The organism is Streptomyces sp. SAS_272 (assembly GCF_052543235.1).
In genome coordinates, this window is the sequence record NZ_JBMNDR010000014.1 from 1 (window position 1) to 19,743 (window position 19,743).

Annotated in this window: 15 protein-coding genes; 4 read left to right on the top strand and 11 right to left on the bottom strand. The window is 72.9% G+C overall.

Annotation, left to right across the window (positions count from 1 at the left end; all coding sequences use genetic code 11):
• Positions 1-84: 84 nt before the first annotated feature.
• The 4 genes from ACN6LD_RS11580 to ACN6LD_RS11595 all read left to right on the top strand — a co-directional run bounded on the left by ACN6LD_RS11580 (position 85) and on the right by ACN6LD_RS11595 (position 5,383).
• Entirely contained in the window at positions 85-2,163 is a 2,079-nt protein-coding gene (locus ACN6LD_RS11580; RefSeq protein ID WP_445043135.1) for an SWIM zinc finger family protein, read from the top strand.
• 174 nt (positions 2,164-2,337) lie between these two features.
• Positions 2,338-2,595: a hypothetical protein gene (locus ACN6LD_RS11585; protein ID WP_445043075.1), complete on the top strand. Its 258-nt coding sequence runs from the start codon at positions 2,338-2,340 to the stop codon at positions 2,593-2,595.
• Positions 2,595-4,862, top strand: a complete 2,268-nt coding sequence (locus ACN6LD_RS11590; protein WP_445043076.1) for a heavy metal translocating P-type ATPase — start codon at positions 2,595-2,597, stop codon at positions 4,860-4,862. The genes ACN6LD_RS11585 and ACN6LD_RS11590 overlap by 1 nt, the downstream gene beginning before the upstream one ends.
• Entirely contained in the window at positions 4,859-5,383 is a 525-nt protein-coding gene (locus tag ACN6LD_RS11595) for a copper chaperone PCu(A)C (RefSeq protein ID WP_319195275.1), read from the top strand. Before ACN6LD_RS11590 ends, ACN6LD_RS11595 begins: the two co-directional genes overlap by 4 nt.
• A 139-nt stretch (positions 5,384-5,522) precedes the next feature.
• On the opposite strand, the gene ACN6LD_RS11600 is transcribed toward ACN6LD_RS11595, so the two are convergent.
• From ACN6LD_RS11600 to ACN6LD_RS11650, 11 genes are all read right to left on the bottom strand, one after another.
• Positions 5,523-6,326, bottom strand: a complete 804-nt coding sequence (locus ACN6LD_RS11600) for an ABC transporter ATP-binding protein (RefSeq protein WP_445043077.1) — start codon at positions 6,324-6,326, stop codon at positions 5,523-5,525.
• Positions 6,323-7,318: a FecCD family ABC transporter permease gene (locus ACN6LD_RS11605; RefSeq protein ID WP_458576030.1), complete on the bottom strand. Its 996-nt coding sequence runs from the start codon at positions 7,316-7,318 to the stop codon at positions 6,323-6,325. Before ACN6LD_RS11605 ends, ACN6LD_RS11600 begins: the two co-directional genes overlap by 4 nt.
• Before the next feature lie 17 nt (positions 7,319-7,335).
• Entirely contained in the window at positions 7,336-8,382 is a 1,047-nt protein-coding gene (locus tag ACN6LD_RS11610) for an ABC transporter substrate-binding protein (RefSeq protein WP_445043078.1), read from the bottom strand.
• A gap of 71 nt (positions 8,383-8,453) precedes the next feature.
• A complete protein-coding gene (locus tag ACN6LD_RS11615; RefSeq protein ID WP_445043079.1) occupies positions 8,454-12,776 on the bottom strand; it encodes an amino acid adenylation domain-containing protein in 4,323 nt (1,440 codons plus the stop codon).
• Positions 12,763-13,020, bottom strand: a complete 258-nt coding sequence (locus ACN6LD_RS11620) for a phosphopantetheine-binding protein (RefSeq protein ID WP_319195267.1) — start codon at positions 13,018-13,020, stop codon at positions 12,763-12,765. Before ACN6LD_RS11620 ends, ACN6LD_RS11615 begins: the two co-directional genes overlap by 14 nt.
• Positions 13,021-13,061: 41 nt before the next feature.
• A complete protein-coding gene (locus ACN6LD_RS11625; RefSeq protein ID WP_445043080.1) occupies positions 13,062-14,654 on the bottom strand; it encodes a long-chain-fatty-acid--CoA ligase in 1,593 nt (530 codons plus the stop codon).
• Positions 14,655-14,756: 102 nt separating this feature from the next.
• Positions 14,757-15,302: a (2E)-enoyl-ACP glycyltransferase gene (scoD, locus tag ACN6LD_RS11630; RefSeq protein ID WP_445043081.1), complete on the bottom strand. Its 546-nt coding sequence runs from the start codon at positions 15,300-15,302 to the stop codon at positions 14,757-14,759.
• Positions 15,299-16,186, bottom strand: a complete 888-nt coding sequence (gene scoE, locus ACN6LD_RS11635) for a (3R)-3-[(carboxymethyl)amino]fatty acid oxygenase/decarboxylase (protein WP_319195262.1) — start codon at positions 16,184-16,186, stop codon at positions 15,299-15,301. The genes scoD and scoE overlap by 4 nt, the downstream gene beginning before the upstream one ends.
• Positions 16,187-16,212: 26 nt before the next feature.
• Positions 16,213-16,449 carry an acyl carrier protein gene (locus ACN6LD_RS11640; protein ID WP_319195260.1) on the bottom strand — a complete coding sequence of 79 codons (237 nt, stop codon included), beginning with the start codon at positions 16,447-16,449 and terminating at the stop codon, positions 16,213-16,215.
• Complete coding sequence (locus ACN6LD_RS11645; RefSeq protein ID WP_445043136.1) at positions 16,446-17,534, bottom strand: beta-ketoacyl-ACP synthase III; 1,089 nt, start codon at positions 17,532-17,534, stop codon at positions 16,446-16,448. Before ACN6LD_RS11645 ends, ACN6LD_RS11640 begins: the two co-directional genes overlap by 4 nt.
• Positions 17,535-17,659: 125 nt before the next feature.
• Positions 17,660-19,063 (bottom strand): MFS transporter, encoded by a 1,404-nt coding sequence (locus ACN6LD_RS11650; protein ID WP_445043082.1) that lies wholly within the window; start codon positions 19,061-19,063, stop codon positions 17,660-17,662.
• Positions 19,064-19,743 lie beyond the last annotated feature (680 nt).

Here is a 19,743-nt window from a genome sequence, read left to right on the forward strand (position 1 = left end):
CCCCCCGGTTCCGAGACCGTTCCCGTGACCGGCTCCCGGCTTGCGGAGCCCGCCGTGCCGCCTGCGCCCGCGGGACCGGCCGCCGTGGATCAGGCGGGGGCCGGGGCGTCGGCGGCCGCCGTGCCGCAGACGCCGTCCTCCCCCCGCCCCACGGCCGGCCCGGACACCGCACCCCCAGGGACCGGCCCCGTCCCGGACACCACGAGCGCTCCGCCCGTGACGTCGGGCCCACGTCCCGGGGACGTCGCCCGCGAGGCCCTGCGCGCGGCCCGGGCCCAGGCGCGCCGCGGCCCGTCCGCGGCCGAACCTCGGACTCCCGCCGAGACGCCCGCCGAGACGCCCGCCGAGACGCCCGCACAGTCGGCTCAGGAGACGACCCCCGGCCGTGGGCGGCACCGTCCCGGCCCGAGCCCCGAGACGCGTTCGGCCGCGCTGCCCGCCGGGCGCTCCGCCGATGTCCGGCGAGCGGACCGCACCCGCGACCGGCTCGCCGAGGAACGCGCACGTGCGGTGAGGGAGTTGCTCGCCGACTCCTTCCGCATGCCCTCGGACGACGCCGCCGAGCACACACCCGATCGCGACATCGATCCCGATCCCGATCCCGATCGCGACACCGAATCCGTCCCCGGTGCCGGTGCCGGTGCCGGTGCCGATGCCGAATGCGTCCCCGAGATCCAGCCCGAGCCCCGCCACGATCCCGGATCCGTCCCCGAGTCCCGCTACGGATCCGGACCCGAATCCGGGCCTGAATCCGGGCCTGAATCCGGGCCCGGACCGGAGCCCGTGCGGGGGGCCCGCCGGGATCACGCGGGGATCGGCCCGGACGACCTCGACAGTCCTGACGGCCGCGAGGACCGTGCCTTCTCCCTGGTGCTCGACGACGTCCCGCCCCACACTCCCCGTTCCATGGCCGCTCCCTCCCGGGACGGCGATCACCGCCGCACCTTCCCGGCCTTCCCTCCGCGCACCGGCGGAGCCTTCGCCGGGACCTGGTGGGGGAACGCCTGGGTCGCCGCGCTCGAGGAGGGCGCCCTCGACCCCGGGCGCGTGGTCCGCGGGCGCGGTTACGCCGAGCAGGGAAACGTGGACGCGATCACCGTCACGCCGGGACACGTCCTCGCCTATGTGCAGGGCAGCCGCCCCCGCCCGTACCGGGTCCAGGTCCGGCTGCGCACCCTGGGCCAGGAGGAATGGGAGCGCTTCCTGGCCGCCGCCGTCGAGCACCCCGGACACATCGCCGCCCTGCTCGACAAGGAGATGCCGCAGTCGCTCGCCGAGTGCGGGGTGCCGCTGCTGCCCGGCCCCGGCGACCTGGAACCGCACTGCAGCTGCCCCGACCGCGGTCACCCCTGCAAGCACGCGGCCGCCCTCTGCTATCAGACCGCGCGGCTGCTCGACGCCGACCCGTTCGTGCTGCTCCTGCTGCGCGGCCGGGGCGAGCGCGAACTGCTGGACGCGCTGTCCCGGCGCAACGCCGCGCGAGCGGCCCGCGCCGCACAGGAGCGGCAACCGCGACCCCTGCCCGGTGTGCGGGCCGCGGAGGCCCTCGCCGAGCGCCGGCTGCCGCCCCTCCCGGCCCCGCTGCCCGCGCCCGCGCACCCCGAGCAGCCTCCGGTGTACCCGTCCGCGCCGAACGGCCCGGACTCCTTCGCGCTGGACCATCTCGCGACCGACGCGGCGGCCCGCGCCCACGCCCTGCTGACCACCGGCCACGACGAGATCGGCGCGCTGACCCTCTGGCAGGACGCCGTACGGCTCGCCGCGTCCCGTCCCGGCTCCGGGCTCACCGTCGCCACCCGGGCCCTCTACGCCTCGCTGGCCTCCGCCGCCGGCCGCACCCCGTCCGAACTGGCGCGCGCGGTGGCCGCCTGGCGGCAGGGCGGACCGGACGGGCTCGCCGTCCTTGAGGAGTCGTGGGACCCGCCGGCCGGCCGCTTCGACCGGGCCCGCCCCCTCCTCCTGGCCGCCGACCTGCCCGCCTTCCGCCCTCGTCGCAATCACCTCACCCACCCCCGCGGCCATGTCCAACTGCGCTTCGGCCGAGACGGGCTGTGGTACGCGTACGAGTCCGAACCCGGCCATGACGACTGGTGGCCTCGCGGCACCCCCGACCCGGACCCGGTGGGCGCGCTCACCGGGCTGGGCGGCGCCGGCGAGTTCTGACCGCGGATCGGCGCCGCCCGTCCGCCGAGCCGGCGAGGCCGTGCAGCGTCCTCCGAGGTCCCTGTGACGTGCACCATGCCGGCGACCGGAACTCGACGGGTCTCCGCCCCGACTACTACAGGGGTACGGCGCGATTCCCGTGACGCCGTACGACGTGACCAGGAGACGCGGTTGATGGACGAGTCCCGGCGAATTCCCCTGCGCGGCGCGGGATCGGTCCTGCGGAGAGCGGCCCCCGCGCCCGCACTCTGCGGGTTCCTCGTGCTGCTCGTCCTGATCTTCGCGGTGTCCTACGCGGTGGGTGACGGCGTCGGCCCCGTCGCCCCGGGCATGCACGGCACCGGCACCGGCACCGGCACCGGAACCGGCACCGGCGGCGATCGGGGCGACGACATGGACGACATGGACGACATGCAGGGGGGACACGGCTGATGGGCGCACGGCCGGGAACCGTCCTGGTGACCACCGACCTGACCGTCGGCGGCATGACCTGCGCCGCGTGCGTGAGCCGTGTCGAGAAGAAGCTCGGCAAGCTGGACGGGGTGACGGCGACCGTCAACCTGGCCACCGGGACGGCTCGCGTACGCCATCCGGCGGGCGTCGGCCCCGACGAACTCGTCGCTGCCGTCGAGAAGGCGGGCTACACGGCCGCCCTGCCCGAGCCGCTCCACCGGCGGCAGCCCGCGGCCGACGGCGGCGACGAGGGGGAGGAGACCCGGCGGGAGCGGCACCGGCTGGTGGTCACGGCCGTTCTCGCGCTGCCCGTGCTGGTGCTGTCGATGGCGCCGGGCCTGCAGTTCCGGAACTGGCAGTGGCTGTGTTTCGTGCTCGCCGCGCCCGTCGCGGTGTGGGGCGCCTGGCCCTTCCACGTGCGGGCGGTCCGCGGGCTGCGGCACGCCGCGGCGACCATGGACACGCTCGTCTCGCTGGGCGTGGCGGCGTCCTTCGCGTGGTCGTCGTACGCGCTCTTCCTCGGGGGCGCCGGCGATCCGGGGATGCGGATGCCGTTCACGCTCCTGCCCACCGCGTCGGACGGTGTCGCGCACATCTACCTCGAAGCGGCCGTCGGCGTAACGCTGTTCGTGCTCGCCGGGCGGTTCCTGGAGGCGCGGGCGCGGCACGGCGCCGGGCAGGCGCTGCGGTCGCTGGCCCGGCTCGCGGCCGCAGAGGTGTCGGTCCGTGACGACGACGGATCCGAACGACTCGTCCCCATAGAGGAGTTGACGGCGGGACAGGTCTTCTTCGTCAGACCTGGCGAGCGGGTGGCCACCGACGGGCAGGTGGTGAAGGGCAGTTCGGCGGTGGACCTGTCGCTGGTCACCGGCGAGAGCGAACCCGTCGAGGTCGGACCGGGATCGGCCGTGGTCGGCGGCGCCGTCAACGCCGGCGGGCTGCTGCTCGTGCGGGCGACGGCCGTCGGCGCGGACACCCAGCTCGCCCGGATCACCCGGCTGGTGGAAGAGGCTCAGGCGGGGAAGGCGCGGGCGCAGCGGCTGGCGGACTCGGTGGCCGGCGTCTTCGTGCCGGTCGTGCTCGCGCTGGCCGTCACCGCGCTCGGGTTCTGGCTGGGCGCGGGGGCCGCACCGCAGGCGGCGGTCACCGCGTGCGTCGCGGTCCTGGTCGTGGCCTGCCCGTGCGCGCTCGGCCTCGCGACCCCGACCGCGCTGACGGCCGCCACCGGCCGCGGCGCCCGACTCGGCGTCCTGGTGACCGGACCGCAGGCGCTGGAGGGGCTGCAGCACGTCGACGTCGTCGTCCTGGACAAGACCGGCACGCTCACCAGCGGTCACATGAACGTCGTCCGGGTCACCGCCGTACCGGACGGGCTCGGCGCGGACGCGGTGCTGCGGCTGGCGGCGGCCGTGGAACAGGGGTCGGAGCATCCGCTCGGACGCGCCGTCCTCGCCTGCGCCCGGCGGGAGTCGGGCGGGCGCGGGCTGCCGGAGGCGACCGGGTTCGGCGCGCTGCCGGGGCGGGGCGTGCGGGGGCGCGTCGAGGGGCGGCTGGTGGAGGTCCTCGCGCCCGACGACGAGGTGCCCGACGCGCTCGCGGACGCCCTCGGCCGGGCGGGGTCCGAGGCGCTCACACCCGTGCTGGTGCGGGTGGACGGCACGGTCGAGGCTCTGCTCGAGATCGGGGACGTCGTCCGGCCCGGCAGCTACCGTGCGGTGGACCGGCTGCGGCGCCTGGGCGTACGGCCGGTGCTCGCCACCGGCGACCGCGAGGAGCCCGCCCGGGCCGTCGCGGAGGCGCTCGGCATCGCGGAGGTCCGGGCACGCTGCACACCCGAGGACAAGGCCGCCCTCGTGCGGGAGTTGCAGGAGCAGGGGCACCGGGTCGCGGTCGTCGGCGACGGGGTGAACGACGCCGCGGCGCTGGCGGGCGCCGACCTGGGTATCGCCATGGGCAGCGGCACGGACGCGGCCGTCGGCGCCGCCGACGTCAGCCTCGTCCGCGGCGACATCGAGGCCCTCGCGGACGCGGTCCTGCTCGCCCGGCGCACCCTGCGCACGATCCGCGTCAACCTGGTGTGGGCGTTCGGGTACAACGTCGTCACCGTCCCGCCGGCCATGGTCGGCCTGCTCACCCCGATGCCGGCGGCGGCCGCCATGTCGGTCAGCTCGGTGCTGGTCGTCGCCAACAGCCTGCGCCTGCGTACCTGGCAACCGTCGTCGCGCGTTCGGAGGACCGTCCGATGACCGGACAGAACCCATGGCGGCCGACCGGCCGCCGCCTCACCGACGCGCTGCTCGGCGCGCTCGCGCCGGTCGCCGCGTGCGGCCTCGCCCTCGGCGGGCTGAGCGTGTGGGCCGCCTCCGGAAACGCCGGCAGTCCGGCGCTGATCGAGGTCACCGACGGCAAGGTGCTGGTGCCCTTCGGGGCCACCCCGGTCACGGCGGCCTTCTTCCGGATCACCAACAGCGGGGGCTCCTCGGACCGTCTGCTGAAGGTGACGACGCAGGAGGCCGGCGAAGGAACGCCCGTCCTGAGCCGCCATGTCATGGCCGAGGGCAACGCGGCGTCCGACCGGACGGTGGAATCCGTCGCCCTTCCCGCCGGGCGGAGCCTCGCCATGTCCCCGGGCGGCGTCGACGTGATACTGCCGGCGAAGAAGGGCTGGCAGTCCGGTGACCTGGTCGCCTTCACGCTGCACTTCGAACACAGCGGGGCGGTGAAGGCCCTCGCCGTGCTGGTCCGTCCGGGCCGGGACGGCCTGTGACGCCGGGGGTGACGTCGTCCGGGGCCTGCCGCTCGCCACGGGACGAGCGGCAGGCCCCGGACCCGTGCGGGCGCGGCTGCGACGGGCGGAGCCCGCAGCCCGCCGGCGCGGTCCGGCGACGAGCGGTAGGACCGGCGCGTCAGCCGATCGCCGTCTCCGGCAGCAGGTCCAGGGCGAGGGGCTCGGCCCCGTAGGTGACGCGTACGACGCCGTCGGGGTGGCGGTCCGCCGTGGCCGTCACCCCGAAGACGTCGCGCAGCAATGCGGGAGTCAGGACGTCCAGGACGGGCCCCGCCGCGACCACCCGGCCGCAGTGGAGCGCGACGAGGTGGTCGCACAGCCGGGCCGCCAGGTCGAGATCGTGGAGGACGGCGAGGGTGGTGATGCCGGTGGAGCGGATCAGTTCGAGGAGTTCGAAACGGGCCCGGATGTCGAGGTGGTTGGTCAGCTCGTCGAGGACCAGCACCCTCGGGCGCTGGGCGAGAGCGCGGGCGAGCAGGACGCGCTGGCGTTCGCCGCCGGACAGCGACGCGAAGTCCCGCTCGGCCAGCGGGCGGGCGCCGCACCGGTCGAGCGCCTCCTCGACGGCCGCGCGGTCGTCGGCGCCGTCGCGGCCGAGGAGGCCGTGGTGCGGCGTACGGCCGAGGGCGACGATCTCCAGGACGCACAGCCCGGCCGGAGCGCTGCCGGAGTCCTGGAGGACCGCGGCCGTGCGACGGGCGGCGTCGCGCGGGGAGAGGGCCCACACGTCGTCGCCGTCGACGCGCACCACGCCGTGCCGGGGGCGCAGCGAGCGGTAGACGGTGCGCAGCAGCGTGGACTTGCCGCTGCCGTTGGGCCCGACGAGGCCGACGACGTCGCCCGGCCGGGCCTCCAGAGCCACGTCATGGAGGATCGGGTGGCGGTCCAGGGTGATGTGGAGCTGTTCCACGGTGAGTTTCATGCGGTGTCCAGGCTCTTGTTCCGGCGCAGCAGCCACAGGAAGAAGGGTGCGCCGAACAGTGCGGTGAGGATGCCGAGGGGAAGTTCGTTGGGGCGGTCGACCGTACGGGAGAGCAGGTCGACGACCACCAGGTAGAGGGCGCCGACCAGGGCGGCCCGGGGCAGCAGCCGGCGGTGGTCGGCGCCGGTGACGAGGCGCACCAGATGGGGGATCATCAGGCCGACGAAGCCGATGCCGCCGGCCACGGCGATGACCGTCCCGGTGAGCAGGGAGGCCAGGACCAGCAGCAGGGCGCGCAGCCGGTGCACGTCGACACCGAGCGCGATGGCCGACTCCTCGCCGGCGAGCAGCGCGTTCAGCCGGCGTCCGAACAGCGACAGGGCCACCGTGGCGGTGACGACGACGGTCCCCACGACGGGCAGTTGACCCCACTGGGCGCCGGCGACGCTGCCCAGCATCCAGAACATGACGGTGCGCAGTTCGGTGGGCGTTGCCTGCAGCTGGAGGTAGCTGGTGGCCGCCAGGAACAGGTACCCCACGGCGACGCCCGAGAGGACCAGCCGGGTGGGCGCGAGCCGCCCGTCGCGGCGTCCCAGCAGGAAGACCAGCACGACCGCGCCGACGGCGCCCACGAACGCGGCCGCCGACACACCGAGTCCCCCGAGGGCGCCGCTGGTCAGCGTGATGACGAGGACCGCGCCGAGGGAGGCGCCCGAGGAGACGCCCAGCACGTACGGATCGGCGAGCGGATTGGCCACGACGGCCTGCAGCACCACGCCGGAGACCGCGAGGCCCGCGCCCGCCAGGGCGGCCAGGACGACGCGCGGGGTGCGGAAGTTCCAGACGATCTGGTCCACGGCCGGGTCGCCGGTCGCCCCGCCGCCCCCCAGGTGGTGGAGCACGATCCGCCACACGTCGCCCAGCGGCACGCCGACCGCGCCGATGCTGACCGCCGTCATCATGACGAGGGCGAGCACGACCAGCAGGACCACCAGGACCAGCGTGGGGCTCAGCCGCGCCCGGCCTGTGCGAACGCGTCGGGGTGGAGCATCCTGGCGATCTTGTCCACCGCCAGGTCGTTGCTGGGGCCGAGGTAGATCGAGTCGGACAGCACCGTGTAACGGTCGTTCTTCGCGGCCGGCCACTGGGGGAACTCCTTGAGCAGAGTGCGGGCGTACGCCGCGGGGTTGGGGTCGTTGTAGCTGATGACCACGAGGGCGTCGACCGGCTCGGCGGCGACCTTCTCCTTGCTGAGGTCGGCGAAGGAGGTGGTGGAGGCGGAGGCGAAGGCGTTGCGGCCGCCGGCCTTGGCGAGGACGTCGTTCCAGATGCCGTTGGCCGCGACGGAACTGAAGTCGTTGCCGCCCATGGCCATGTTGGAGAACACCACCATGACGTTCGGCGTCTTCTCGCCCTTGACCTCGGCCGCTATGTCGCCGATCCGCTTCTTCGACGCGGCGATGAGCTTCTCGGCCCGGTCGCCGACGTGGAAGATCTTTCCCAGGTCGCGCAGCAGCGTGTAGCTGTCCTCGACCGTCATGCGGGAGGTGTCCTGGTCGCAGCCCTGCGGGGAGACGTAGGTGCGGGCGTCGACCGCCTTCAGGTCCTCGCGGGTCGCGAAGCCGTTCTTCGCGTCGAAGCCGTAGGACGTGGTCGACAGGACGAGGTCGGGGCGCAGGCCCAGCATCGCCTCGCGGGGGATGTCGTAGGCGTCGTTGAGCTTGATGTCCCCGGTGGGCAGTGCCTTGATGGCCTTGGCCCGCCCGGCCACCTCGGACATCCCGTAGGACTGTCCGTTGGCGACGATGCGGTCGCCGAGACCGAGCGCCAGCAGCGCGGAGACCTCGGCGACGGAGGCGCCGTTCATGACGACCACCCGGCTCGGCGCCCGCGTGTACGTCGTGGTCTGCCCGCAGTTCTCGATGCTCACCGGGTATCCGGCGGCACGCGTCCCGGCCGCGGTCTGCGTCGTCGGGGAGGACGAGGCTCCGCAGGCCGCGGTGGCCAGGCAGAGAGCGCCGGCCAGGCCGACGGCGACGGCCCGTTTCGTCAACATGGGGTCTCCTTGGAGGGTAGGGCGGACTCCGCTTCAGTAGTCGTGGCGAAGTCCGCCCCAGTTCCCGGGAGTCAGCTCCCCGTTGCGGACGGAGCGGGCAGCGTCCCGGTCTTGACGCAGTGGTCCAGATAGCGGAACACCAGGGCGCGGTCGGCGGGCGGGCAGACGATGCCGCTGCCTTCGAGGCCGCTCAGGACGTTGTCGGCCCGGACCGGGCCCAGTTCGAGGTCGGCGTCGCCGTCCCCGGCGTCGCCGTTCCCGGCGTCGCCCTGGTCTGCCCAGGAGTCGAAGAACGCGCCGGTCGTCGTGGCCACGTCGGCGGAACGGGGCAGCTGCGCACGCCACTGCGCCATGGAGAGCCGCTTCACCGCGTATCCGTACTCCTGCACCCAGTCGTAGAGGTCCGTCAGCCGGATCCCGGGCACGGGAGCGTGGTTGAAGACGGCGCCGGACCGCGGCGCGGTCAGGGACAGGCGGACGACGGCTCGGGCGACGTAGTCCACCGGAGTCCAGACCTCCGCCTCGAACAGGTCGGGGAGGATGCCGGCCGGGATCCCCGACCGGAGCACGCTCCACAGGAAGTCCCGTTCGTTGACGTAACCCGTGTCCGGTGCTCCGACCACCCGGCCGAGACGGTGCAGCGTGACCGGCAGCCCACGCTCGGCGGCCTGTTCCAGCAGGCGCTCCGAAGCCCATTTGGACTGCTGGTAGCCGTAGACGAGACCGGGATGCGCCGCAAAGAACTCCTCCGGGACCTCGGGGCTGTGGCGGCGCGGCGGCGCGACGGACAGCGTGGAGACGAGATGGAACGGCACCGAACGCGCCGACGCCATGCGCAGCAGCAGACGGGTGGACTCGGTGTTGGCGGCGCGCAGGCTGGTGTAGTCGCGCATGATGCTGACCGTCGCGGCGTTGTGGAACACCGCGTCGCAGGTGTCGGCCAGTTCCGCGAACCGGTCCGGCCCGAGCCCCAGACCGGGCCGGGAGAGGTCGGCGGGAATCGCGCTGACGCGCCGCGGGTCGGGCAGCGCGAGCTGCTGGTCGGTCAGGGCCCGGTGGACGCGGTCGGCGGCCTGCGCCGGACTCGCCGCGCGGACCGGGCAGACGATCTCGGCGTCGGTCGAGGCCAGGAGTTCGGCCAGCAGGTGCGAGCCGACGAACCCGGTGGCGCCGGTGAGCAGGATCCTGCGCGGTGCGCCGCGTACGCCCACCGGGGAGGCGGGCGCCGTGTCCTCGTCGAGCACGGCGTCGGCGAGGACGCGCTCCAGGGGGCCGGGAGCCGGCGTCGGCGCGTCCTGCCGTTCGAGGTGGCGTGCCAGCCCGGCGGCCGTCGGGTGCTGGAAGAGCCAAGCGACGCGCACCTCGCGCGCCAGGGACACCCCGAGGCGGTTGGCGGCCTGGATGGCCTGGAGCGACTGGGCGCCGAGGTCGAAGAAGTCGTCCTGGGGCGAGATGCCGCCGGTGCCCAGGATCTGCTCCCAGACGCCGGTGATGGCCTGCTCCAGCGGACTGCTCGCCTCTGGGGCGCAGATGGCTTGCTCCAGCGGATCGCCCGCCGCCGGGGCGGTGACGGCGGCGCCCCCCACGCGGGCGCCGAGCGCACTCCTGTCGATCTTTCCCGTGCCGGTGCGGGGCAACCGGTCGGTGAACTCCACCGCGGACGGGACCATCGCCGCCGGCAGCGTCGCGCGCAGATGCTCCCGGACCTGGGCCGCCGTGGGCGACGGGTCCTCGGCGACGACGTGCGCCGCGAGCCGGCGTGTTCCGTCCGGCAGGACCTGGCCGACCACGGCGGCCTCACGGATGCGGGGATGTGCGAGGAGCACGGTCTCCACCTCGGCCGGCTGCACCCGATGACCGCTGATCTTGAACTCGTCGTCGGCCCGGCCGGTGAACCGCAGCTGACCGTCGTCGCCGAGCCGCACCAGATCACCGGTGCGGTAGCCGCGGGGGGCGCCGGGGAGCTGCGGCAGCGGGGCGAACCGCGCCGCGTCCAGGGGCAGGCCCCCGCGGTAGCCGAGGGCCAGCGCCTCACCGACGAGGTACAGCTCGTCGCCGAGGACGACGGCCCGCATGCCGGGCAGCGGAACCCCGATCGGCACGTCGCCCGCGGAGAGAGCCGGGTCGTGGAGCGCGGCCACGGTGGCGACCACGGTCGCCTCGGTCGGACCGTAGGTGTTGAACAACCGCACCGAAGGATCCACCGACTCCCGCCAGCGGTCCACGCGTTCGGGCAGAGCGGCCTCGCCCCCGATGACGACGGTGCGCACCCCGGAGGGAAGCGCGGCGACGCCCGTGGAGACGGCGTAGGCCAGTTCGTGCCAGTAGGCCGTGGGCAGGTCGAGGACGCTGATCCGCAGCCGGTCGCACGCCTCGAGGAGCCCGGGCACCGACTCGGTCATGTCCTCGGTGCGCACCACGAGCGTCGCACCGGTGCACAGGGTGAGGAAGATCTCCTCCACGCTGGCGTCGAAGTGCAGGGGCGCGAACTGCAGGACCCTGTCCTCGCGGCGCAGACCGTAGCGGTGGGCCGCGCCGGCGACGAAGACGGCCAGCGCGCCGTGGCTGATCTCCACGCCCTTGGGCCGGCCGGTGGACCCCGAGGTGTGGATGACGTACGCCGGATCGCCCGCGGAAGCGGCGGCCGCGACCGGCGACCGGAGCGCGGGGTCGGGGGCGTCGAGCAGCAGGACGGCGCGGTCCGCGAACCGGGCGGCCTGCGCGCCGGTGGTGAGGACCAGGGCCGGGTCCGCGTCCGCCAGGAGCGCCGCGGTACGGGACGTCGGCGCGCCCGGGTCGAGGGGACAGTACGCGGCTCCGGACAGCAGGACGCCCAGGATCGCGGTGACGGCGTCGATGCCGCGCGGCAGGACGACGGCCACCAGCGCGCCCGCTCCGACGTCCTTCGCGGCGAGGCGCTGCGCGAGACGGCGTGCGGAGCCGAACAGCTCCGCGTAGGTGATGCGCTGTCCGTCGTGCTCCACGGCGGTGGCGCCGCCGCGCCGGGCGGCGTGGTCGGCTATCAGGCTGAGCACCGTTCGGGCCGGCCCGGGCAGGGGGCCGCCGTCGAGCACGGTGACGGGCCGGCGCACGCCGAACGCCTGGGCGGGAGCGGCCGCGGCGTCGCGCAGCAGGGACAGCAACCCCTGCTGATGTGCGGCCAGTTCGGCCTCACCGTAGAGGTCCGGGTGGGCGTCGACGGCGATCCTCAGACCGGCGCCCTCCGCGCGGTCGTAGACGTTGACCGCCAGGTCGTCGACCGGACCCGCGGACACGTTGTGCACGGTGCTGCGGTGCCCGGCGAAACGCAGGTCGTACTCGAACGGCATGATGTTGACACCGGGACCCGACAGCCTGCGGTTGCCGCCGACCAGCTTCAGATCGCGCCGCAGCCGCTCGTAGCGGTACCGCTGGTGCGGCAGTCCCGCCCGCAGCTCGTCGGACACCCGTACCGCCAGGTCCCGCAGGCTGTCCCGCTCGTTCACGGCCACGCGCAGCGGCAGGATGTTGCGCACCATGCACGGCACGCGCAGGGACACGGAACCGAGGCGGCCCATGGCGGGCAGGCTGAGGACGATCTCGGACGCGCCGGTCGTCCGCCCGAGGTAGGCGGCCGTGGCGGCCAGCACCACGTCGGACCAGGCCACCGAGAGCTCCTGCGCGACGGAACGCAGCGCCTGCGTGTCACCGGGATCGAGGTCGGCGACGCGGCGCAGGAAGTGCCGTGCGGGAAGCGCCTGACCGCGGGCCGGGCTGGGCACGTCCGGACGGTCCGCGAACCTGTGCGTCCAGTACGCGCGGTCGGCCGCGAAGCGTTTCGACTCCAGGTAGGCGCGCTCCTCCTGCCGCACCGACTCCAGGGCGCCGAACCCGCTGTCGCCGGGCGGCGCGCCCTCGGACAGGGCCGTGTAGACCTGGGCCACGCGGTGGGCGACCAGGGAGAGGCCGAAGCCGTCGAGGGCGATGTGGTGGACGCGGTGATACCAGAGGAACCGGTCGGGGGCCGTGCGCAGCAGGGCGTGACCGAAGACGGGTCCGCGCTCGAGATCGACCGGGCGGGCCATGTCGCGCGCCATCCAGTCGAGGGCGGCGCCGTGCGGGTCGGGGGCGGTGGTGAGGTCGGCGATGTGCGGCTGCCATGCGATGCCGGGTGCGGCGAGCTGCCAGGGCCGCCCGCCGCCGTCGACGGCGAAACGGACGTTCAGGGCCTCGGTCTCGCCCACCGTGCGGCGCAGCGCCTGCTCGAAGAGCACCGGATCGACCGGCCCGTGGATCTCCACGTACTCGGCCGTGTTGTAGGCGGGACTGTCCAGGTCGAGTTGCTGGCCGGTCCAGACGCCTTCCTGGGCGGCCAGCAGCGGATGCCGCTCACCGGTCGTGTCAGGCGTCGGCACGGGCCGCTCCCGCCTGGCGTTCGGACAGCAGCTCCCACCACTGGGCGAACGAGGTGCGTTCGGCGAGCTCCAGGAAGCTCACGTCCGTGCCGGTCGCCCGCCAGCGCGCGGCCAGGGTGGTGATGCGCAGCGAGTCCAGGCCCGCGTACAGGGGGTTCTCGTCGAGGTCGACGTCGTCGGGTCGCTGATGCAGGAACTCCGCCAGGTCCGCACGGAAGCCCGCCAGCGTCAGGGGTTCAGGCATGTCGTTCTCTCTCGATAGCGGGGGTGGTGGCTGTGTGCCGGTCAGTTGACCTTGCGTCCGGAGCCCTTCCAGAAACGGTCGCGCAGTTCCCGGCGGAGGATCTTCCCGCTAGGGTTGCGCGGCACGTGGTCGACGAACTCGTAGCGGGACGGCAGCTTGAACGCGGCGAGCCGGTCGACGAGGAAGCGGTGCAGGTCCCGTGGGGTCGGCTGCTCGCCCGGCGCGGCCACGACGAACGCGTGGACGGTCTCGCCCCACTGTTCGTCGGGGGCTCCCACGATCACCGCCTCGGCGACGCCGGGGTGGCGTTCCAGCGCGTTCTCGATCTCGGCGGGGTAGACGTTCTCGCCCGCGACGAGGATCGCGTCCTTGATGCGGTCGCGGATGAAGACATAGCCGTCGTCGTCGACATAGCCGGCGTCCCCGGTGTGGATCCACCCGTCGACGAGGGTCTCGTCGGTCTTCTCGGGCAGACCCCAGTACTCGACCATGTGCGCCGGCGTCGCCAGGCAGACCTCGCCGATCGCGCCCGCCGGCAGCTCGCGGCCCGCGTCGTCGATCACCTTGGTGCGGACGCCCGGATAGGGGCGTCCCGCCGCCTGCATCCGGGGGTGGCCGGGGATGTGGTCGGCCGGGGGCAGACAGACGGCCGTGTTGCCGGTCTCCGTGAGTCCGTAGATCTGCGCGAACTCGGCCCCGAACATGGCGAGACTCTCCTCGAGCAGCGCCTCGGAGATCGGCGAGCCGCCGTAGACGATCTTGCGCAGCGTCCTGAAGTCGCCCGGTTCGGCTCCGGGTTCGGTCAGCATCATGCGCAGCATCGCCGGGACGACGCAGGCGGTGGTGACGCCCAGGTCGCGGATGAGGTCGATCGCGTCGCGGGCCGCGAAGGCGCGCATCGCCACGACGGTCACGCCGGCGTTGAAGTTCTGGGCGGCCCACCACAGACCGCCGACGTGGAATCCGGGGATGCCGACCAGGGCGGTGTCGCCGGCGCGCCAGTCGATCCAGTCCAGCCCCTCGCTCGCGAGGGCGTCACGGACGGCGAAGAAGCTGCGGTGAGCCAGGACCACGCCCTTGGGCAGGCCGGTGGTGCCGCTGGTGTAGAGCTGGGCGACCGGGGTGCCGGGCTCGGCGGACGGCACGAGGTCGGTGTCGGGGCGAGCCGCCTTCCACGCGGAGAAGCCGTCGTCGACGCCGAGCCGGACCACGGTCTTCGGGGGCGCCGTCGGCAGTCGGTCCAGGACCGGCGCGAAGTCCTCCTCCAGGAACAGCAGTTCGCTTCCGGAGTCCTGGAGGATGTGACTGACCTCGGGAGCCGTCAGCCGCCAGTTGACGGGCACCAGAACGGTCTCGCTCTTGGCGCACCCGAAGAGGATCTCGTAGTAGTGCTCGGACTCCTTGCCCAGGTAGGCGACCCGGGCGCCGGGGGCCGCCCCGGCCGCGCGGAGGGCGTGGGCGACGCGGTTGCTCTCACGGTGCAGTTGCCCGTAGGTGAGAGTGCGCCCTTCACAGACGACGGCGGTGGCCGACGGCCGGTGCTCGGCGTTGAAGCGTGCCGTGTCGACGAGGGTCTTGAGCTGTGGGTGGTGCAGTGTGCCGCCGGCCGTGCGCGGCGCTGACGATGCGGCCATTCTCGGGACTCTCCGCTCTCGGTCGTCCGACGGCGCGCCGCCCGTGGTCGGCGGCGCGCCGGGCAATCGGTTCCTTTTCACGGGCCGTTTCCGTGGGCCGTTCTACGGGCCGTTCACGATGGCGATCTTCACGTCGCCGTCGCACCTGCCGCCCGCGTCGTCCCAGTACCGGTAGGCGGTGTCCGCGACGATCAGCGGATTCCCACCGCCGGGTGAGCGCCGTTCCACCGACAGGAATTCGATCTCGCCGAAGAAGGAACGGGCGTCGATGGGGCGCCGGAAACTGCCGCCGAACCGGGCGATGAGAATGTCCGGCAGCTGATGCCGCCAGAAGTCCTCGAGGGTCCACGAGGCGAAGTCCGCCAGCAGGCCCTCCTGCACGGACTTGGCGATGGCGTAATACATCATCTGGTTGTAGCTGATGTTCACTTCGACCGCGTTCAGATGCCCGGTGTCGTCGATATAGCAGGACTCCGGGATGGAGAATTCACCCCGGGCCGTCACGCGGCCGGAGCGCGAGCTGACCGACGCGGCCTCGAGGTACTTGCAGTGCGCCTTGTACGGCCTCAGCACCCGCTCCAGGAGCTCGTCGTCGCGGCCGAACTCCCGTGCCGGCGCGTCCGGCCGTACGGCGGCCCGCGCGATCACGCCGCGGCCTCGTCGTAGAGCTTGCGCTCGTCGTGCACGGTGAGCCGGAAGGAGACCGTCGGTTCGGGCGTGGTGGTGTGCCGGGCCCGGTGGATGAGGCTGCGGTTGTCCCAGACCAGCAGATCGCCCTGCTCGAAGGTCTGCAGGTGGATGTTGCCGTGGGTGAAGGTGTCGTCGAGCTGCCCGGTGGCCTCGAAGAGCCGGTGGAGCAGATCCGACTCCAGCGGCCTGCCGTCCTCGTCCTCGATGCCGACGGTGAAGCCCTCGCTGATGTAGAGGACCGTCTCGCCGGTCATCGGGTGGGTGAACGCGGTCGGCTTGACGACGGCCGGGGTCTTCGTCTCCACCTCGTCGATGATCTCGGAGATCGGCCGGTACACGTCGTGCGGGCGGATCTTGAAGTATTTGCGCACCGAGTGCCGGCAGCGCGTTCCCGCGAGTTCCTTCCGCAGTTCCTCGGGGAGCCTCTCGTACGCCTTGCCCATGTCGATGAAGTAGGTGCCCCGGTTCTTCTCCGGTATCACCTGCGGGTAGATGAGGGTGAGGCCGAACGGGTCCGGCATGAACTGGTAGTCGGCGTGCCAGAATTTGCCGGTCTTCGGCACGCCGATCTGCTTTCCGTCCTTCGGAACGTTCGAGGAGACGAATATCTCCTCGACCTCGGGGTGCTTGTACATGGGTTCGTAGTAGGTCTCCGGACGGCCCAGCAGCCTGCCGAGTTCGAGGAACTCCCGAGGCGTCAGGTCCTGGCCCTTCAGGACGGCGATCTTCTCGGTGTAGACGGTCTTCTTCAGGGTGTCGACGTCCTCCGGCGAGGCCGTCGTGTGGTCGAACCCCTCGACGGTGGCGCCGATCTCCTTGCCGTCCTGCGTCCTGATCTCCATGGTTCTCCGCTTTCCGTCGAGTGTGGTTACCGGGCGAGTTTCGAGTCGATCAGCCGGGCGGTCGCTTCGAGGGTGAGGTCCTCCTCGAGTTCGTTGTCCGCGACGGTGACGCCGAGGTCGCGTTCGATGCGCATGCTGATCTCGACCATGGTCAGCGAGTCGACGTCCAGCCCGGCGAAGGTCACGTCGGGGCTGATCCGATGGGGCGGCGCGTCGTGCAACTTGGTGACGATCGAGACCAGTCGGTCGTAGGTGGTGCTCATGATGCGAGTGCTCCTTCTTGGCTGTGCGGATGGCTGACGCGGGGGAGGACGGGCCAGTTCAGGAGGCAGGAGCCCCACGTGAGACCGCCTCCGAACGCGGTGAGCAGGACACGCTCGCCCGGCTTGAAGGCGTGGCGGGCGGCCGCGTCGGCGAGGGCGAGCGGGATGGATGCGGCGCCGGTGTTGCCCACCGACTCGACGTTGGACACACAGCGTTCGGGGGGCAGTCCGAGGCTCTCCGCCACCGACCGCAGGATCCGCTGGTTCGCCTGGTGGGGAACGAAGTGGTCGATGTCGTCGGCCTTGCAGTCGGCCAGGGCGAGCGCGGCGCTCGCCGAGTCCGCCATGCGCGTGACCGCGTGCCGGTAGACCTCTTTGCCGCGCATCGAGAAGTGGTGATCCTGCGGGCTGACGTCGCCGGGCGTCGAGCGCTGCCGGGAGCCGCCGGCGGCCACCATGATCAGCTCCTCTCCGGCGCCGTCGCTGCCGAGGTCGAAGTGGCCGACCGCGCCGGGCTCGTCGGGGTGTCCGGCGCGCAGGACGACCGCTCCGGCGCCGTCCCCGAAGATGATCGCGTTGGCCCGGTCCCCGGGGTCGACGATCGTGGAGTAGGTGTCGGCGCCGATGAGCAGGACGCGCTCGGCCACGCCGGCCGCGATCAGACCGGCGGCCGAGGCCAGTCCGTACACGAACCCGGTGCACACGGCGCTGACGTCGAACGCCGCCGCTCCCGTCAGACCCAGCCGGGCGGCGACGACCGGGGCGGTGGCCGGGCAGGAGCGGTCCGGGGTCGTGGTGGCGACGACGACCGCGTCCGCGGCGATGCCGCCCGCGCAGTCCAGGGCGCGGCGGCCCGCCTCCACCGCCAGGTCGGAGGTCGCCTGGCCGGCTTCGGCGAAGTGCCGTCGGCCGATACCGGTCCGGGTCCGGATCCAGGCGTCGCTGGTGTCGAGCCGCCGGGACAGTTCCTCGTTGGTCACGACGCGCGGGGGAACCCAGCCGGCCAGGCCGCACAGGACGGCTGACCGGCCGCGGGGCACGGCGGGCGAGGGCGGCGGGCAGGGGCGGAGATCGGGTGCGGGCAGGCTGGACACAGCAGTGTCTCCTCGTCGGCGTGCTCTGGGTGTGGGGTGAGTGCTCAGAGGCAGGGGGAGGGGGAGGCTGCCGAGACGGCGGAGCCGGTCGGGCGCTCAGGTGACGGCGGGGGTCCTCACCGGTGGGCGAGTCTGCGCAGGAGGAGGAGGGCCACGGCGCCCAGACAGATCCCGGCGGCGATGACGTACAGCGCGTCGCGGATCCCGTCGAGCAGGGCGGCGCCGGTGGCGGCGTGGCCTGCGGTGCGGGCGACGGCGACCAGGACGGCCAGGCCCACGGCGCCGCCCACCTGGAGCGTGGTCGACGCCATGCCGGAGGCGATGCCCTGGTCGCCGGGGGCCACTTCGGCCGCCGCCGCGATCCACATGCCGGTCCAGGTGGCGCCCTGACCCAGACTCAGCAGCACGATGCCGGGCAGCAGACGCGCATACGAGCCCGAGTCGGTGACGGAGACGGCCAGGAGCAGGGCGCCGACGGCTCCCGTGGACATGCCGGCCAGCATGGTGGCGCGCACCCCGAGGGCGGCCACGGCGCGTTCGCCCGCCTGTGTCCCGGCGGCGACGACGACGGCGGGGACGAGGAAGGCGAGTCCGGTGCCCAGCGCGCTGTAGCCGCGCACGGTCTGGAAGTACAGGGTCAGGAAGTAGGGGACGGAGCTGAAGGTGGCGCTGAACAGCGCGGTGAGGGCCATGGCGCCGGTCAGGCCGCGGTGGCCGAACATCCGTGCCGGCGTCAGCGGATCACGGGCGCGCGCCTCGACGAGGGCGAAGAGCGTCAGCAGGACGACGGAGAGGGCCGCGCAGATCAGTACGCCGCGGCTGCCCCAGCCGGCTTCGGGCGCGTGGACGAGGACGAGGACCAGCAGGGTGATGCCCGAAGTGGCGGTCAGCGCGCCCAGGAGGTCGAAGTGACGCTGCCGGGCCGGCGGCCCGTCGGCGGGGAAGAGCAGCAGCCCGGCCAGCGCGATCGCCGCGGCCAGCGGGACGTTGACGAGGAACACCGACGGCCAGCCGAACGCGTCCACGAGGACCCCGCCGAGCAGCGAGCCGAAGCACAGCCCACCCGCCCCGGCGGCTCCCCAGACGGCCAGTGCGCGGTTACGGCTCGGGCCCTCGTCGTAGAGGGTGTTGATCAGGGAAAGGGTGGCGGGAAACAGCAGTGCCCCGCCGACGCCCTGGACCGCGCGCACCGCGACGAGGACGCCCGCGGATCCGGACAGGCCGCCCACCAGCGAAGAGAGGGCGTACAACAGCGCGGCGAGGACGAAGACGCGGCGCCTTCCGAGCAGATCGGTCGCCCGTCCGCCGAGCAGGAGGAAGCCTCCGGTGGCGACGACGTAGGCGCTGACCACCCATTGGAGGTTCTGTCCTGAGAAGCCGAGCCCGCTGCCGATGCCGGGGAGGGCGACGTAGACGATGTTGAAGTCGAGCGAGATGACCAGCTGCGCGGTGGCGAGAACGAGCAGGGGCAGTCCAAGACGTTGGCGCGGCGGAGCGGGTGGTGACTTCAGTGCGAACATTTCTGGACAATCCCCCTTGGGTTCCACCAGGCGGCACGCGGTGGATCCTTTGTTCACGTGCACCGTGACGACAGGTGATCGCAGTGACATCGGCTCTGATGCGCTGCCTGTCGGACGAGCCGGCGTCGGCCCGGTGGGCGACCGGGCCGGAGTGCGCGGCTCCCAGTGGATCGTGGCTCACGGCATGCACGCCGACAAGCGACCTCCCCCCGTTTTTGGACTGGCTCGAATACCGGTTGTCGAACGTGCTCCGGCGTGCGGCGAGCTCGCGGCGAAGTCGCCCTGGGGGTGAAGTGGGAGTGCTTCGACGCTTTTCCCGGGGCCGCCCGCAGGAAAGGCGGTCGCCAAACCTGCTCTTTTCGGCCGCGCGCAGGATGCCCGGCGGTTGAATAGATGACCAGTTCGATCGGCGATCAGGTCTTTAATGCGCCGGTGATAAAGCGCTCCGAGGGGTGCACGGTAGGCCATGGAGGCGGAAATGGAAAGGCTCCCCCCTCTATTAGTCGGGGGCAGGTCCGCTCTGGTTCCCGGCGGCTTCGACCTTTTTCATCACAGCGCCGGGACGGCGATTCCGCGGCATACCCCCCTACCGTATGCTCCATGAGCATTGCAGAGCGCGACCGAAGTCGGACTTTCGCCGTACCCCCTGTTTTGCCGGGGTTCATCATTCTCTTGCTTCT